The following is a 16,209-nucleotide window of genomic DNA, read 5'->3' as shown; positions in this document are numbered from 1 at the left end:
GAAACCGCCAAAACTTCAAGCTATTGAAAATCCCATGCGCCGCGCGGGTCGTCCGCGCCGCGCCGCGCCCGCGCTGGACAGCGCCAGCATCCTGCAGGCGGCCCTGGCCCTGCTGGAAGAGCAAGGCGAGGCCTTTTCCATGCGCGCGCTGGCGCAAAGCCTGGGCGTCGATGCCATGGCCCTGTATCACTACTATGCGGGAAAAGAGGAGTTATTGCTGGCGTTGATGGCGCAGCGTTTTGCCGCGCTCGATCCGCGGCAGCCGCCGTTTACACGGCGCCAGGCGCCACCGCGGCGAGTGCTCGCGCTGTGCGCGCTATACCTGGAACTGGTCAGCGCCACGCCGTATTTCGTGCGCCTGATGGCGCGCGGGCTGGTACAGCAAGCCGATGTCGCCGAGCGGTTTACGGCACTGTTCGAGCTGGCCGTGGAGGGCCTTGCGCTGGACAAAAAAACCCGGCTGCGCGGGCGCGATGCGCTCGTCGATTTTTTACACGGCTATGCGCTGGCGGGCAGGCCGGCCAGCGCGACGCAATGGCACGCCTCGGTCGGCCTGATCCTGGCGGGCATGACCGCCGGGCACTAGCCTGGCATCAGGCCAGCAGCTTGAGCAGCGCCTGCGCGGCCGCTTCCGACGACGCGGGATTCTGGCCCGTGACCAGCAAGCCATCGGTGACCGCGTACGGCTGCCAGTCGCCCAGCTTCGAGTAAATGCCGCCGTTTTGCTTGAGCATGTCCTCGACCAGGAAAGGCACGATGGCCGTCAAACCGACGGCGTCTTCCTCGGTATTCGTAAAGCCCGTCACCTGCTTGCCGCGCACCAGCGGCGTGCCATCCTCCGCCTTCACGTGGCGCAGCACGCCCGGCGCGTGGCAGACGGCGGCGACGGGCTTGCCGGCGGCGATCATCTGCTCGATCAGCGCGATCGAGTGCGGGTCTTCGGCCAGGTCCCACAGCGGACCATGGCCGCCCGGGTAAAACACGGCGTCAAAGTCAGCCGCCTTCACGTCGGCCAGCTTGCCCGTGTTGGCCAGCACGGCTTGCGCAGCGGCGTCCTGCTTGAAGCGGCGCGTGGCGTCCGTTTGCGAGTCGGGTTCGTCGCTTTTAGGGTCCAGCGGCGGCTGGCCGCCGTTGGGCGAAACCACCGTCAGCTTGGCGCCCGCTTCCTGCAAGGCATAGTAGGGCGCGGCGAATTCTTCCAGCCAGAAGCCGGTTTTCTTGCCCGTGTCGCCCAGTTGATCGTGCGAGGTCAGTACCATCAGGATGTTCATATTGTTTCCTTTTATGTCAGGGTTACAGTGCTGCTTCGAGGATACGGCGACTGCGCGCGAGGTCGATATCGCGGTGTTCGCCGAGCGAGGTCATGCCGTGTGCTTCCAATTGTTTCAGTACCGCTTCCACCGCTTCCTGGCCCAGCTGGTAAGCGGACAAACGGGTCGGGATGCCCAGGCCTTCAAAGAAGGCGCGGGTGCGGGCGATGGCCATGTCGATGCGCTCGTCGTCGCTGCCCTGCGTGATATTCCAGACACGTTCGCCATACTGTAGCAATTTGCCGCGTTTCTGTTCGCGCTGCACGTCCAGCAGTGCGGGCAGCACCAGGGCCAGGGTGCGGGCGTGGTCGATGTCGTACAGGGCCGTCAGTTCGTGGCCGATCATGTGAGTGGCCCAGTCCTGCGGCACGCCGGCGCCGATCAGGCCATTCAGGGCCAGGGTGGCCGTCCACATCAGGTTGGCGCGGGTAGCGTAATCGTCGGGCACGGCGATCGCCTGCGGGGCGATCTCGACCAGCGTTTGCAGCAAGCCTTCGGCAAAGCGGTCCTGCACCTTCGCCTGCGCCGGATAGGTCAGATACTGTTCCGTCGTGTGGACAAAGGCGTCGACCAGGCCATTGGCCACCTGCGTGGCCGGCAAGGTAAACGTTTTACTGGGGTCGAGCACGGAAAACTGCGGGTACAACAGCGGGTTGCGGAAACTCAGCTTGTCATGCGTGGCTTTTTTCGTCACCACGCCGCCGCTGTTCATTTCCGACCCCGTGGCCGGCAAGGTCAGCACCGTGCCGAACGGCAGGGCGCGCTGCACATTGGCGCCGCCGCGCTCGGCGATTTCCCACGGCTCGCCGTCGTACAGGGCGGCGGCGGCGACGAACTTGGTGCCATCGATAACGGAGCCGCCACCGACGGCCAGCAGGAAGTCCAGTTTCTCGCCGCGCACCTGGGCCACGGCGCGCATCAGGGTCTCATAGCTGGGATTGGGTTCGATGCCGCCAAACTCCCGCACCGTGCGCTGGCCCAGCGCAGTTCGCACTTCGGCCAGGGTGCCCGTCTTTTCCGCGCTGGCGCCGCCGTACAAGATCAGCACGCGCGCATCGTGCGGCACGAGGGTGGACAATTTGTCTACCGTGTCGGTACCGAAGACGATACGGGTCGGGTTGTGGAATTCAAAATTCTTCATGCTGCTCCTTTATTATTAGACTGGTCGTCTAGAATGCGGTTCAAAAAAACGCGGATGTCTGTCATCCGCGTATCTGGCGCCCTTATTGATCCGGCGACAGCTGCAGCATGGCCAGGGTCGCCCGCCAGGCCGTTTGCAAGGCGCTGGCGTCGCGCCGCAGCTTGGTCAGCATGGCCGCGCCCAGCCACAGCTGGTACAAGGTGGCGGCCATTTGCACCGGATCGGCCACCGATGGCAGCGAATCGTCCACCCTGCCCCGAGCGATGGCCAGGGCCAGCCTGGCGATGATGCGGTGGGTGCCGTCGAGCAGCGCCACGCGCATCGGTTCGGACATGTCCGCCACTTCGCTGCTGAGCTTGACCACCAGGCAGCGGCAGTCGCAGCCGCTGCCATCGAGACTCTCGCTGGTCCAGCTGGCCCAATACGCCATCAGCGACTGCGCCGCGCTCTGGCCCGGCTGGTCCAGCACGTCTTCCATCCCGGCCAGGTAGCCGGTGACGTAATCTTCCAGCATCGCCTCGCCAAACAATTCCTTGGACTTGAAGTAATGGTAGAACGATCCCTTGGGCACATCGGCGGCCGACAAAATCTCGTTCAGCCCCACGCCGGCGAAGCCCTTGCGCGTGATGATGGCCTTGCCCTGGTCGATAATGTGCTGGCGCACGTCGGTGTATTCAGCTTTCATGCGCTGATTGTAGCACAATTAGACCAGTCGTCTAGCGTGAGTAAACCCGAGAAGCAAATTCTGGGGTCGGACCCTGAGGGTCCGACCCCGGCAGTGCCGCATTTGGGTTTGCTTACTGGAACCTATGCAAACTTCTTGAAATCGGGCTTCCGCTTTTCAAAGAAGGCCGTAAACGCTTCCTTCGCTTCGGCGCCGCCCAGCATGGCGCTGAACAGTTTGTTTTCGTCCGCGATGGCCGCCTTCATCGGCTCCATGCGGCTTTGCTTCATCAGGCGCTTGGTGGCGCGGATCGAGGCCGCTGGCAGGGCCACCAGCTTGGCGGCCTGCCCTTGCGCGAACGTCATCAGGTCGTACAGGGGCACGACTTTCGACACCAGGCCCATTTCCAGCGCTTCGCTGGCCGGGAAGGACTCGCCCAGCATCAGCTTTTCCGCCGCGCGCGGGTAGCCGGCCAGTTGCGTGAGCAGCAGGCTGGAACCGAATTCGGGGCACAGGCCCAGCTGCGTAAACGGCATCGAGAAACTGGCATTGTCGGCCGCGTAGACGAGGTCACAGTGCATCAACAAGGTCGTGCCGATGCCGATGGCGGGGCCGGAGACGGCCGCCACCACGGGCTTGCTGCTGCCGTACAGCGCGCGCATGAACTGGAACACGGGACGGTCATGGTCGAGCGAGCCATCCTTCGGGCGCGCCGTCTTCATGAAGTCATCGAGGTCGTTGCCGGCCGTGAAAATCTCGCGCTTGCCGCAGATCAGGATGGCGCGCACGGCGTCGTCCGTCTCGGCCGCCACCAGCGCATCGGCCAGGGTCTGGTACATGGCGCCCGTGATCGCATTCTTGCGTTCCAGGCGGTTGAATTCCAGGGTCAGGATGCCCTCGCTCGTGCTGCACAAAATATCCATGTCGTCTCCAAAAAGATAAAGGGCGCCGGGGTAATCCCGCAGCGCCCTGTTGTATTGCTTACTCAGCCAGATTTATACGCGTTCGAAAATACCTGCCGCGCCCATGCCGGCGCCCACGCACATCGTGACCATGCCGTACTTCTGCTTGGTGCGCTGCAGCGCGTGGATCACGGTAGCGGCGCGGATGGCACCGGTGGCGCCCAGCGGGTGGCCCAGGGCGATCGCGCCGCCCATCGGGTTGACCTTCGATGGGTCCAGGCCCAGGTCGCCGATGACGGCCAGGGCTTGCGCGGCAAATGCTTCGTTCAGCTCGATCCAGTCCAGCTGGTCTTGCGTGATGCCGGCGGCGGCGCACGCTGCGGGAATGGCGAATTTCGGACCGATGCCCATGATTTCCGGCGGCACGCCGCGCACGGCGAACGAGGAGAATTTCGCCAGCGGGGTCAGGTTATGCTCGCGCAAAATCTTCTCGCTGACGATCAGCAGCGCACCGGCACCGTCGGACATCTGCGAGCTGTTGGCGGCCGTGACGGTGCCCTTGGCGGCAAACACGGGTTTCAGTTTGCCCAGCGACTCCATCGTCGAATCGGCGCGCGCGCCTTCGTCGGTGTCGACCGTGCGGCGGCTCACATCAACCTGGCCGGTGGCCAGGTTCGGCGTGCGCGTGATGATTTCAACTGGCGTGGTTTCGGCCTTGAAGAAACCGGCTTGCTGCGCGGCGATGGCGCGGCGGTGCGATTCAACGGAGAACGCGTCCTGCTGTTCGCGCGACACTTTCCATTGCTGCGCCACTTTTTCGGCCGTCAGGCCCATGCCGTAGGCCATGCCGATGTTCTCGTCGCTGAACATGTCCAGGTTCATCGATGGGTGATGGCCCATCATCGGCACCATCGACATCGATTCGATGCCGCCGGCGATCATCACGTCGGCTTCGCCCACGCGGATGCGGTCGGCCGCCATGGCGATGGCCGTGATGCCCGAAGCGCAGTAGCGGTTGACGGTGACGCCGCCCACGGTTTTCGGCAAGCCGGCCAGCAGCACCGAGTTACGCGCAATATTAAAACCTTGTTCCGCTTCCGGGAACGAGCAGCCGATGATGGCGTCGGTGATCAGCGCCGGGTCGAGGCCAGGCGCTTGCGCCAGGGCCGATTGCAGCACGCGCACCAGCAGGTCGTCCGGGCGGGTGTTTCTGAACATGCCGCGCGGTGCCTTGCCGATCGGGGTGCGGGTTGCAGAGACGATGTAGGCGTCTTGAAGTTGTTTGCTCATTTTATTCTTTCAAAGATGTTGAACGAGGTTCGTGTTCTGTCGAATGTCCGGGATGCTGGTCTATCGCTTCTGCGACAAATACCAGTCCACCGTCACCTGTGCCGCCAGCGTGCCTTCGGAGTCGAAGATATCGACTGCCACGGGAAACGCCACCTTGCCATCCTGCGCCAGCTGCGCCTTCAAGGCCGCCAGGTCGCCCGGCACCCGGCCTTCGGCGCGCGTCGCGCCCCGGGCCAGCTTCTGGTAGGCGATGCGCGACTCCTTGGCCACCGGGCGCAAGCCCAGTATCAGCTCGGCGAAACCGCCAGCCATGGCCGCGCCGGACGCCGTTTCGGCCAGGGTAAACAAGGCGCCCGCATGCTGCGTGCCCAGGTGATTATTCAGTTTTGGATCTTCCGGCATCGACACCCTGGAGGTGCCGGCGCCGATCTCGTCGATGCTGATCCCCAGCAGCCGCACGAAGGGCAAGGTGTCCATCATCTGTTGTTTGATACGGTCATACACCATGCTTGGCCTCACGCGCAGCAGTACTTTAAAAACAAGGGACAGGATCGTCATCGACGTTGTGCTTAGTTGCGTACCGGCTTACCGGTTTGCATCATGCCCATGATCCGTTCCTGGGTTTTCGGATGGTTCAACAGCTCCAGGAATGCCTTGCGTTCCATATCCAGCAGCCACTGTTCGCTGACGAAACTGCCCTGGTCCACGTCGCCGCCCGATACGATCTCGGCGATCATTTCGCCCAGCTTGAAATCGTGCGCCGAAATGAAGCCGCCGTCGCGCATGTTGACCAGCTGCGCCTTGATGGTGCCCCAGCCGTAACGGCCCGTGACCTGGATCAGCGAAGGAAGCGCCGGACGGAAGCCCGCGTCGAACATGGCGCGCGCTTCGACCTTGGCCACGTGCAGCAGCTCGTAGGCGTTGAACACGATCACGTCGTCTTCTTTCAGGTAGCCCATTTTCTTCGCTTCCAGCGCCGATTTCGACACATTGGCGGTGGCCGCATTGGTGAAGCCCGTTTTCAGGAATTGCAGGATATCGTTACCCTTGGCTTCCTTGTAGGCGCGCTGCGCCGCTTCCTTCAAGCCGCCGCCGGCTGGAATCAGGCCCACGCCCACTTCCACCAGACCGATGTAGGACTCGATCGAGGCCACGCGCTTCGAGGAGTGCAGCGCCAGCTCGCAACCGCCGCCCAGGGCCAGGCCAGCGACCGCGGCGATCACCGGCACGTTCGCGTATTTCAGCGACATGAAGGTGTTTTGCAGTTCGGCGATGATCGGATCGACGGCTTTCACGCCGCCTTGCATGAAGGCCGGCAGGGCCGATTGCAGGTCGGCGCCGGCCGAGAAGGCACCGCCTTCGGCTGCGTCGGCGTGCCAGATGACCAGCCCTTTGAAGTTCTTCTCGGCTTCGGCCAATGCCAGTTTCAGGCCGTTGATGACGCCTTCGCCGATCACGTGCATCTTGGTCTTGAACGAGATGATCAATACATCGTCGCCCGTATGCCAGACGCGCACGGATTCGTCTTCGAAGACGGTGGTGCCGGCGGTCTTGCCGTCGATGGCGCCGCTACCCAGGACTGGCGCGCGGAACTGCTGGCGGTCGTACACGGACAGGTTAGAGCGGGGCACGAAGCTGTTCGACGCGGCGGAATACGAACCTTCCGGCGTATGCACGCCGCCTTTTTCAGCGACCGGACCTTCGAATACCCAGGCTGGCAACGGTGCGTTGCACAGCGCGTGGCCGGCGTCGATGTCTTCCTTGACCCAGTTGGCCACTTGCAGCCAGTTCGATGCCTGCCACGTTTCAAACGGACCGACGTTCCAGCCGAAGCCCCAGCGCATGGCGAAGTCGATGTCGCGCGCATTGTCGGCCACGGTGTCGAGGTGAACGGCGATGTAGTGGAAAGCGTCGCGGAAGATCGCCCACAGGAACTGGCCTTGCGGGTTCGTCGATTCGCGCAGCGCCTTCATCTTCTTGACCGGATCCTTTTCCTTCAGGATGCGGGCGATGATGTCGGCGGCCTTGGCGCCGCCGGCGACGTATTCACCGGTGGCGAAATCGAGGCGTTGAATCTCCTTGCCGACCTTCTTGTAGAAGCCCGCGCCGCTCTTCTGGCCCAGCGCGCCTTTTTCCACCAGTTGCGCCAGCACGGCCGGCGTCTTGTAGACGGCGGCGAATGGATCGTTCGGCAGGTAGTCCTGCATGGTCTTGATCACATGGCCCATGGTGTCCAGACCGACCACGTCCGCCGTGCGGAAGGTGCCCGACTTGGCGCGGCCCAGCTTGGAGCCGGTCAGGTCATCGACGACGTCCACGGACAGGCCGAATTTTTCCGCTTCGTGCACGATGGCCAGGATGCCGAACACGCCAACGCGGTTGGCGATGAAGTTCGGCGTGTCCTTGGCGCGGACCACGCCCTTGCCCAGGGTGGTGGTCAGGAAGCCTTCCAGCTGGTCGGCGATCTCGGGCTTGGTGAACTCGGTCGGGATGATTTCGACCAGGTGCATATAGCGCGGCGGGTTGAAGAAGTGCACGCCGCAGTAGCGCGATTTCAGGTCGGCGTCAAAGCCTTCGGCCAGCTTGGTGATCGACAGGCCCGAGGTGTTCGAGGCGAAGATCGCGTTCGGGCCGATGTGCGGCGCGACCTTTTGGTACAGGTCGTGTTTCCAGTCCATGCGCTCGGCGATGGCTTCGATGATCAGGTCGCAACCGGCCAGCAGGTCCAGATTGTCTTCGTAATTGGCTACCTGGATCAGCGCGGCGTCATCCTTGTTGCCCAGCGGGGCAGGCGACAGTTTTTTCAGGTTCTCGATGGCGCGCAGCACGATGCCATTCTTTGGTCCTTCCTTCGCTGGCAGGTCGAACAGCACGACCGGCACTTTCGCGTTGATGCAATGGGCGGCGATCTGCGCGCCCATCACGCCGGCGCCGAGGACGGCTACTTTTTTAACGATGAAATTGGTCATATTTTCCTCAAGTCTTAGAACAGGTCTGCGTCGAGTGCCATCAGGTTGGCCGAACCGGAACGCGCCTGACGGATCAGGGTTGCCGTTTCAGGCTGCAAGCGGGCGAAGTAGAAACGTGCGGTAGCCAGTTTGGCGGTATAGAACTTGTCGCCGCTGGACTCTTTTTCGAGGGCGATCTTGGCCATCTGCGCGAACAAATAGCTGTAGATCATGTGGCCGACGACACGCAGGTAAGGCACGCATGCCGCGCCCACTTCGTCAGGATTCTGGAAGGCTTTCATGCCGATTTCCATGGTCAGCTTGGTGACTTTGTCGCCCAGGTCGCCCAGTGGGGTGACGAATTCGCTCATCGCTTCATCGGTGCCATTGTCTTCGACAAACGCCTTGATCTTTTCGCCGAACTTGCGCAGCTTGGCGCCGTTGTCGCCGAGGATCTTGCGGCCCAGCAGGTCCAGCGACTGGATCGTGTTCGTGCCTTCGTAGATCATGTTGATGCGCGCGTCACGCACATACTGCTCCATGCCCCACTCCGAGATGTAACCGTGGCCGCCGAACACTTGCATCGCTTCCGAAGTGGCGATCCAGGCGTTGTCGGTAATGAAGGCCTTGATGACAGGGGTCAGCAGCGCCACTTCGTCGGCGGCTTCCTTGCGCACGTCGGCGTCCGGGTGGTGCAGTTCGCGGTCGATCTGCAGCGCCACGTAGGAAGTGAAAGCGCGCGCGCCTTCGGCGTAGGCTTTGCCCGTCAACAGCATGCGGCGCACGTCAGGGTGCACGATGATGCGGTCGGCCGGCAGTTCCGGGTTCTTGATGCCGGACAGCGAACGCATTTGCGTGCGGTCCTTGGCGTAGATCAGCGCGTTCTGGTAGGCGATTTCCGTCAGGCCCAGCGACTGCATGCCCACGCCCAGGCGGGCCGCGTTCATGAAGACGAACATGGCGTTGAGGCCCTTGTTCGGCTGGCCGATGATCCAGCCTTTCGCGCCGTCCAGGTTCATCTGGCAGGTCGAATTGCCGTGGATGCCCATTTTTTCTTCGATGGCGCCGCAGGTGATCGGGTTGCGCTCACCGACCGTACCGTCCGCGTTCGGCAGGAATTTCGGTACCAGGAACAGCGAAATGCCTTTCGAGCCTTCCGGTGCGTCCGGCACGCGGGCCAGCACCAGGTGCAGGATGTTTTCCGCCATGTCGTGCTCGCCGGCCGAGATGAAGATCTTGTTGCCGGTGATGGTCCAGGAACCGTCTGCCTCAGGCAGCGCCTTCGAGCGCAGCAGGCCCAGGTCGGTGCCGCAGTGCGGTTCGGTCAGGCACATGGTGCCCGTCCATTCGCCCGACACCAGTTTCGGCAGATACACTTCCTTCTGGTGGTCGGTACCGTGTTCCTTCAGGCACTCGTAGGCGCCGTGCGACAAGCCCGGGTACATGGACCAGGCCTGGTTCGACGAGTTCAGCATTTCATAGAACGAATTGTTCAGCACGACAGGCAAACCCTGGCCGCCGTATTGCGGATCGCAAGCCAATGCCGCCCAGCCGCCTTCGACGTACTGCTTGTAGGCTTCTTTAAAGCCTTTAGGCGTGGTCACGCTTTTCGTGACGGGATCGTGGTGGCAGCCTTCGCGGTCGCCGGAGTGATTCAGCGGGAACAACACTTCGGAGGTGAACTTGCCGCCCTCTTCCAGTACCTGGTTGATGATATCGGCGTCGACGTCGGCGTACGACGGCATTTGCTTCAGTTCTTCTTCCACTTGCAGGAACTCATGCAGAACGAATTGCATATCCCGGATTGGCGCGACGTATTGACCCATAATTTTTCTCCTGAAGGCGTTTAGCTAAAGTGTTGTACTTGTGAACTGCGTGTGCGTTGCTGCGGATACTGCCTGACGGCTTATTTGCTTGTGACGGAATTCTGGTACGACGCCAGCAAGCGGACAAATCCTGCCTGCGCCCGTTCGATGCTGCCCGGCACGCGCAGGAAGCGCGCATCGTGGTGCAGGGCCAGGATCAGGCCATACATCTCGTACACCAGCTGCTGGGCGTCCGTGTCCGCTTTCAGGTCGCCCGTGGCGATCGATTGCTCGACACAGCGCAGCAGCGCACCCTGCCAGGCCCGTACCATGGCCACCAGGGAGTCGCGGATGGGGCCGGGACGGTCGTCATACTCGACGGCGCCGCTGATATAGATGCAGCCGGAAGCGATTTCCACGCTGACCCGCTTGACCCAGCGCGCAAACATCGATTGCAGGCGCTGGATGCCGCGTGGCTCTTTCATGCTGGGGAAAAAAACTTCTTGCTCGAAACGATAGTGGTAGAGCTTCAGCACTTCCATCTGCAAGTCTTCGCGCGAGCCGAAGTGGGCAAACACGCCCGACTTGCTCATGTTCATTTTGTCCGCAAGCAGCCCAATGGTCAGGCCTTCCAGGCCGTCGCGGCTGGACAAGTCCAGCGCCACGTCGAGGATGGCTGCACGGGTCAGTTCGCCCTTGCGCATGAATTTGACTGAAGTATTCAAGAGGTCCGTTCTAAAAGTGATGTTGCCGATTTGGCGGACTGAAGCGAGGGTAAAAAAAAGCACGCTTCGAAAAAATCCGAACGCTCGTACTATTATCCACTACCACGTAAAAGTCAAACGGGAACTTTAGAGCCGGTGTTCTATTGGTGCAGCGCAGCATTTTTTGGCCGCGTGTTTGTAGCGATTTCAGGCGGGCAAAAGCGGTGTGCGCCATTGCCTGACAGCAACAAGCGCGCTTCAGTCGAGGCCGCCTGCCTTGCTCAATTGACGGCGGTCGCGCTTGGTCGGCCGCCCCTTGATGGTGGTGCCCGGCTCGCGGAACAGCTTGCGCTCCTCCGCCAGTTGCTCGCGGCGGGCGATGCTGGCCGGTGTTTCTCCGTACAGCAGACGCGCCACGGGCGCCGCGCCGCGCTTGTCGGACAGGCCCAGCACGGCCACTTCCCACGTTTCCGCGCCATTGTCGATGGCCAGCTCGTCGCCCACGCGCAGGCTGCGCGCCGGTTTTACGCGCTCGCCGCCCACTTTGACTTTACCCGTGTCGACGGCCTCGCTGGCCAAGGAACGCGTCTTGAAGAAGCGCGCCGCCCACAACCATTTGTCCAGCCTTACCGTTGTCATCTCGTTCATGCGTACTTGCCTACTGAAAAAATGCGCATCACCAGCCGGTACACGAGGAAGGCGGCTTCATAGCCAATGCGCCGGATACGGCCGATGTGCTTGAAATCGTCCTGGTGAATCACGATGCCGTCGGCCACGCCCTGCTCGATGTGCTGGCGCAGGCTTTGCGCGAACGCCACGTCCTTGATGACGACGTTCGCTTCCTGGTTGAGGAACAGGCTCAGCGCGTCAATATTGCTCGAACCGACCGTCGCCCAGTCATCGTCGACCACGGCCACCTTGGCGTGCAGCTGCGTCTTGCGGTATTCGACGATTTTCACGCCTGCAGCCAGCAGTTTCGGATAAAACGAGTGCGCCACGGCATCTTGCATGCGGAACTCGCCCACGCCGATCAGCAAGACCACGTCGACGCCCCGCTGGGCTGCCTGGGCCAGGGCGTGGCGCAGCTTGTGCCCGGGCGCGAAATACGGGTTGGCCAGCATCACGCTTTTCCTCGCCTGGCCCAGCGCCTGCAGGTAGGCGCGCTGGATGGTGCGGCGGTTGCGCAGGTTGTCGCGCACGACAAAACCGGCCACGACGGGGTTCTTCGCCAACTCCTTGCTGACCACGCGCATCTTGCGGTACAGCTTGATACGCCGCACCAGGTTCATCTTGCCCAAGCGCGCCCACTGCGCCTGCACTTCCTCGTGGATGGCGTCGACCAGCGGGCCCTTCACCTGCACGGCAAAGTCCCAGCGCGGCGCTTCCAGGCTGATGCTGTGGTCGTAGTCGCAAAACATGTCGTCGTTGATATTGATGCCGCCCACCAGGGCAATTTCTCCATCGGCGACGCAAATCTTGCGGTGCGTGCGCGTGATGCCGCGCCGAAACCAGGGGTTGAAGATGCGGTGGTGCACGCCAGCCGCTTCCAGCTGCGCATGCATGGCTTTCACACGGCGATTGCCCGTGCCGAACCAGTCCGTGATCATGCACACCAGCACGCCGCGCGCGGCGGCACGCTTGAGCGCGTCGAGCACCAGAGTGCCCGTGGCGTCATCGGCAAAGATATACGTTTCGAAATACACTTCCGAACGCGCGCCGTCGATGGCGGCTATCAATGCGGGAAAGTAATCGGTGCCGCAATACAGCAGCTGGATGTCGTTGTGGGCGATGAAATTGACTGTGCGCATGCCGGCAGTCTACGCGAGTTTCAAAGCGGCAACGATCGGCGCGTGGTCCGACAGTTTTGCCCACAGGGTGCCATGCATCACTTGCGCGCCTTCCACGTGGAAACCGCGCACATAGATGCGGTCCAGGCGGAACCACGGCAAGGCGGCGGGAAAGGTGCGCGCCGGTACGGGGACCGGTGTTTTCGTCTGGCGTCGCGCCAGGGTGCGCACCAGGTCGCCCAGGGCCGAGTTCGACGCGCGCTGGTCGAATACCTCCACCACACCGAGCGCATTGCGCAGCTTGTCGCTGAGCGTGTTGCGCCAGTCGTTGAAGTCGCCCGCGATGATGACGGGCTCGCCATTCGGCGCCGATTCCAGGACGGCGTCGATCAGCGCCTGCGTCTGGCGGCCCCTTCCCGATTCGAACAGGCCCAGGTGCACGACATAACAGTGCACGTCGGCCTGCGGCGTCTTGAGCACGCAATGCAGGATGCCGCGCTGCTCGTAGGCATGGTCGGACACGTCGTGGTTGGTTTGTGAGGCGATGGGAAACTTGCTCAGCAAGGCGTTGCCGTGGTGGCCATGGTCGTACACGGCATTCATGCCATACGCGGAATGGTGCTCGGCGCCGGCAAAAAATTCATGCTGCGACGCTTCCGGCCAATGCTTGTGGCCGTTGTTCTCGGCGCCATAGCGGGCCGCATTGCGGTCATGCTTGCCTTGCACTTCCTGCAAAAAGACGACATCGGCATTGAAGAGAGCGATCGCCTGCTTCAAGGCGTGCACCCTGGGCAAGCCCCGCACGGAGGAGACACCTTTGTGGATATTATAAGTTGCTACGCGGATTTTCATGCCTTGATTCTACTCCCAGACAGGCCCCGCGCGGCGCCTGCGTAGGTGCGCGTGCGCACCTAATTCCTGGATTGGCTCGCCATCGGCATCGCCAGGCTCAGGCAAACATGCGCGCCAGGCCGCTGGCGACGCTGACGCCAGCTGCCGCGATCCCGGCGGCCCACACTACCTTGACCAGCAACGGTGCGCCGCGCCATGCCACGGTGCGCTTGCCCTTGGCAAAGGCGCCCGGATGCAGCAGCCAGCCGATCGCCATCAGCGGCAAGCCGACCGGCGGCGTGCGTTCGGGCGGCGTGTACAGGCTGGCCGCCATAATCACGACCAGGCACAGCGCCAGGCAGAATGTGCCGGCCAGTTTTTGTTGCAGGGAGAGATTAAACCAGTTCAACATGGAAGGCTTTCTAAGGGAATCAGGTGGGACGCGCCAGGCCCGTCATGGCCGGCAATTGCAAAATCGCTTCCGCGTTGGACGACGAGAAACAGCGGTCGGCCGCCGCCAGATACGGCAGCCACGCGTATTGCAAGTGTTCGCGGGGACTCAGCGTAATCACCGTATCGCGCGGCACTTGCACGCTGAACACGTGTTCCGTGTTGCGCGTCACGCCGGGCGCATAGCGGTGGCGCCAGATGGGATAGATCTCGTACACATTCGACAAGTTCCAGTCGCGCAGCACGATATCGTGTCCATCGGCAACGATGCCGGTCTCCTCGCACAATTCGCGCGCGGCCGTCTGCAGCAGCGGCTCGTCGACGGCGTCGACGGAACCGGTCACCGATTGCCAGAAACCAGGCTGGCCCGCGCGCTCGATCAGCAAGACGTCCAGATCAGCCGTATGAATGACGACCAGCACGGAAACGGGAATTTTATGGTTCATATCAACAATGAAAAAGGCGCCTCGTCAGCGCCTCTTTTTGCATAGCATTATCAAACAGCGGCCGCCGCAGCGGCCGCATGCCGCATTACGCTACTTTTGGCTCGGCGCCGCGCAAACGGATATGCAGCTCGCGCAGTTGCTTCTCGTCCACTTCCGACGGCGCTTGTGTCAGCAGACACTGGGCGCGCTGGGTTTTCGGGAAGGCGATCACGTCGCGGATCGAATCGGAACCCGTCATCATGGTCACGATACGGTCCAGGCCGAATGCCAGGCCGCCATGCGGTGGCGCGCCGTATTGCAGGGCGTCAAGCAGGAAGCCGAACTTCAGCTGCGCTTCTTCGGCATCGATTTTCAATGCGCGGAAGACCTTGCTTTGCACTTCTTCGCGGTGGATACGGATCGAACCGCCACCCAGTTCCCAGCCGTTCAAGACCATGTCGTAGGCCTTGGCGATGCAGGCGCCCGGATTGGTTTCCAGCATGTCTTCATGGCCGTCTTTCGGCGCCGTGAATGGATGGTGGGTCGCCGTCCAGCGGTCCGCTTCTTCGTCGTGTTCGAACATCGGGAAGTCGACCACCCACAATGGCTTCCATACGTCTTCGAACAGGCCGGCTTTCTTGCCGAATTCGCTGTGACCGATTTTCACGCGCAGCGCGCCGATGGCGTCGTTGACGACCTTGGCCTTGTCCGCGCCGAAGAAGATCAGGTCGCCGTCTTGCGCGCCCGTCTGCTCGAGGATCGTGGCCAGCACGTCGGCAGGCAGGAACTTGACGATCGGCGACTGCAAGCCTTCAGGACCCTTGGCTTTCTCGTTGACCTTGATGTAAGCGAGGCCCTTGGCGCCGTAGATGGCGACAAATTGCGTGTAAGCGTCGATTTCCGAACGGGGCATGCTGCCGCCTTGCGGCACGCGCAGGGCCACCACGCGGCCGCCTTTCATGTTGGCGGCGCCGTTGAAGACCTTGAATTCGACCGTCTTCATGATTTCGGTCAAGTCCGTGAAGGCCAGCTTGACGCGCATGTCCGGCTTGTCGGACCCATACAGGCCCATCGCTTCGGCGAAATCCATCACCGGGAACGGGTTCGGCAAGTCGATGTTCAGCGTGTTCTTGAACACGACGCGGATCATGTCTTCGAACAGGTCGCGGATTTCCTGTTCCGTCAGGAACGAGGTTTCGCAATCGATCTGCGTGAATTCTGGCTGGCGGTCAGCGCGCAAGTCTTCGTCGCGGAAGCACTTGGTGATCTGGTAGTAACGGTCGAAGTTAGCGACCATCAACAGTTGCTTGAACAACTGTGGCGATTGCGGCAAGGCGAAGAAGCTGCCCGCGTTCACGCGCGACGGCACCAGGTAATCGCGCGCGCCTTCTGGCGTGGACTTGGTCAGCATCGGCGTTTCGATGTCGATGAAGCCCAGCGCGTCGAGGTACTTGCGCACTTCCATCGTCACCTTGTAGCGCAGGCGCAGGTTGTTCTGCATTTGCGGGCGGCGCAGGTCCAGCACGCGGTGCGTCAGACGCGTCGTTTCCGACAGGTTGTCGTCATCGAGCTGGAACGGCACGGGCACGGACGGGTTCAGCACTTCCAGTTCCGAGCAGACCACTTCGATCTTGCCCGATTTCAGGTTGTTGTTGATGGTGCCTTCGATACGGTTCGTCACGACGCCCGTCACGCGCAGGCAGAATTCATTGCGCACGGCTTCGGCGACCTTGAACATCTCCGCTTGTTCCGGGTTGCAGACGATTTGCACCAGGCCTTCACGGTCGCGCAAGTCGATGAAAATCAGGCTGCCGTGGTCGCGGCGGCGATGTACCCAGCCGCACAGGCTGACGGTTTGTCCCAGCATGGCTTCGGTGACGAGGCCGCAGTATTCAGTACGCATAGACATAAAATTCTCAGTTCAGGTTAGTGAGTGTTCAATCCGGCCACGT

Annotated in this window: 16 protein-coding genes; 1 reads left to right on the top strand and 15 read right to left on the bottom strand. The window is 62.0% G+C overall.

What is annotated here, in order from left to right:
* The first annotated feature begins 34 nt into the window (after positions 1–34).
* Positions 35–586 carry a TetR/AcrR family transcriptional regulator gene (locus K0F86_RS27675; RefSeq protein ID WP_257572284.1) on the top strand — a complete coding sequence of 184 codons (552 nt, stop codon included), beginning with the start codon at positions 35–37 and terminating at the stop codon, positions 584–586.
* A gap of 7 nt (positions 587–593) precedes the next feature.
* On the opposite strand, the gene K0F86_RS21190 is transcribed toward K0F86_RS27675, so the two are convergent.
* The 15 genes from K0F86_RS21190 to aspS form a co-directional block, all read right to left on the bottom strand.
* A complete protein-coding gene (locus K0F86_RS21190) occupies positions 594–1,271 on the bottom strand; it encodes a type 1 glutamine amidotransferase domain-containing protein (protein ID WP_219136167.1) in 678 nt (225 codons plus the stop codon).
* A 22-nt stretch (positions 1,272–1,293) separates the two neighbouring features.
* A complete protein-coding gene (locus tag K0F86_RS21185) occupies positions 1,294–2,451 on the bottom strand; it encodes an iron-containing alcohol dehydrogenase (protein WP_219136166.1) in 1,158 nt (385 codons plus the stop codon).
* An 82-nt stretch (positions 2,452–2,533) separates the two neighbouring features.
* Positions 2,534–3,136 carry a TetR/AcrR family transcriptional regulator gene (locus K0F86_RS21180; protein ID WP_219136165.1) on the bottom strand — a complete coding sequence of 201 codons (603 nt, stop codon included), beginning with the start codon at positions 3,134–3,136 and terminating at the stop codon, positions 2,534–2,536.
* Positions 3,137–3,258: 122 nt separating this feature from the next.
* Positions 3,259–4,038, bottom strand: a complete 780-nt coding sequence (locus tag K0F86_RS21175; RefSeq protein WP_219136164.1) for an enoyl-CoA hydratase — start codon at positions 4,036–4,038, stop codon at positions 3,259–3,261.
* Between the two features lie 72 nt (positions 4,039–4,110).
* Complete coding sequence (locus tag K0F86_RS21170; protein ID WP_071079694.1) at positions 4,111–5,307, bottom strand: acetyl-CoA C-acyltransferase; 1,197 nt, start codon at positions 5,305–5,307, stop codon at positions 4,111–4,113.
* A gap of 60 nt (positions 5,308–5,367) precedes the next feature.
* Positions 5,368–5,865 (bottom strand): PaaI family thioesterase, encoded by a 498-nt coding sequence (locus K0F86_RS21165; protein WP_257572283.1) that lies wholly within the window; start codon positions 5,863–5,865, stop codon positions 5,368–5,370.
* Between the two features lie 11 nt (positions 5,866–5,876).
* Complete coding sequence (locus K0F86_RS21160; protein ID WP_219136163.1) at positions 5,877–8,276, bottom strand: 3-hydroxyacyl-CoA dehydrogenase/enoyl-CoA hydratase family protein; 2,400 nt, start codon at positions 8,274–8,276, stop codon at positions 5,877–5,879.
* Between the two features lie 14 nt (positions 8,277–8,290).
* Positions 8,291–10,081 carry an acyl-CoA dehydrogenase C-terminal domain-containing protein gene (locus K0F86_RS21155; protein ID WP_099760869.1) on the bottom strand — a complete coding sequence of 597 codons (1,791 nt, stop codon included), beginning with the start codon at positions 10,079–10,081 and terminating at the stop codon, positions 8,291–8,293.
* Between the two features lie 80 nt (positions 10,082–10,161).
* Positions 10,162–10,764 (bottom strand): TetR/AcrR family transcriptional regulator, encoded by a 603-nt coding sequence (locus K0F86_RS21150; RefSeq protein WP_071079697.1) that lies wholly within the window; start codon positions 10,762–10,764, stop codon positions 10,162–10,164.
* A 258-nt stretch (positions 10,765–11,022) separates the two neighbouring features.
* On the bottom strand, positions 11,023–11,412 hold the full coding sequence (locus tag K0F86_RS21145; RefSeq protein WP_096233566.1) for an RNA-binding S4 domain-containing protein: 390 nt from the start codon (positions 11,410–11,412) through the stop codon (positions 11,023–11,025).
* Positions 11,409–12,572: a cardiolipin synthase ClsB gene (clsB, locus tag K0F86_RS21140; RefSeq protein ID WP_219136162.1), complete on the bottom strand. Its 1,164-nt coding sequence runs from the start codon at positions 12,570–12,572 to the stop codon at positions 11,409–11,411. Before clsB ends, K0F86_RS21145 begins: the two co-directional genes overlap by 4 nt.
* A gap of 9 nt (positions 12,573–12,581) precedes the next feature.
* Positions 12,582–13,403 carry an endonuclease/exonuclease/phosphatase family protein gene (locus K0F86_RS21135; RefSeq protein WP_071079700.1) on the bottom strand — a complete coding sequence of 274 codons (822 nt, stop codon included), beginning with the start codon at positions 13,401–13,403 and terminating at the stop codon, positions 12,582–12,584.
* A gap of 97 nt (positions 13,404–13,500) precedes the next feature.
* Positions 13,501–13,794 carry a hypothetical protein gene (locus K0F86_RS21130; protein ID WP_219136161.1) on the bottom strand — a complete coding sequence of 98 codons (294 nt, stop codon included), beginning with the start codon at positions 13,792–13,794 and terminating at the stop codon, positions 13,501–13,503.
* A gap of 19 nt (positions 13,795–13,813) precedes the next feature.
* Positions 13,814–14,278, bottom strand: coding sequence for a dihydroneopterin triphosphate diphosphatase (gene nudB, locus K0F86_RS21125; protein ID WP_219136160.1), 465 nt, complete (start codon positions 14,276–14,278; stop codon positions 13,814–13,816).
* Positions 14,279–14,363: 85 nt separating this feature from the next.
* Positions 14,364–16,166, bottom strand: a complete 1,803-nt coding sequence (aspS, locus tag K0F86_RS21120) for an aspartate--tRNA ligase (RefSeq protein ID WP_168208495.1) — start codon at positions 16,164–16,166, stop codon at positions 14,364–14,366.
* Positions 16,167–16,209: the final 43 nt, after the last annotated feature.

It is taken from the genome of Janthinobacterium sp. UMAB-60 (genome assembly GCF_900095235.1).
GTDB lineage: Bacteria > Pseudomonadota > Gammaproteobacteria > Burkholderiales > Burkholderiaceae_D > Janthinobacterium.
Note: the sequence above shows the minus strand (reverse complement) of the source record. Positions and strands in the feature narration are given on the sequence as shown.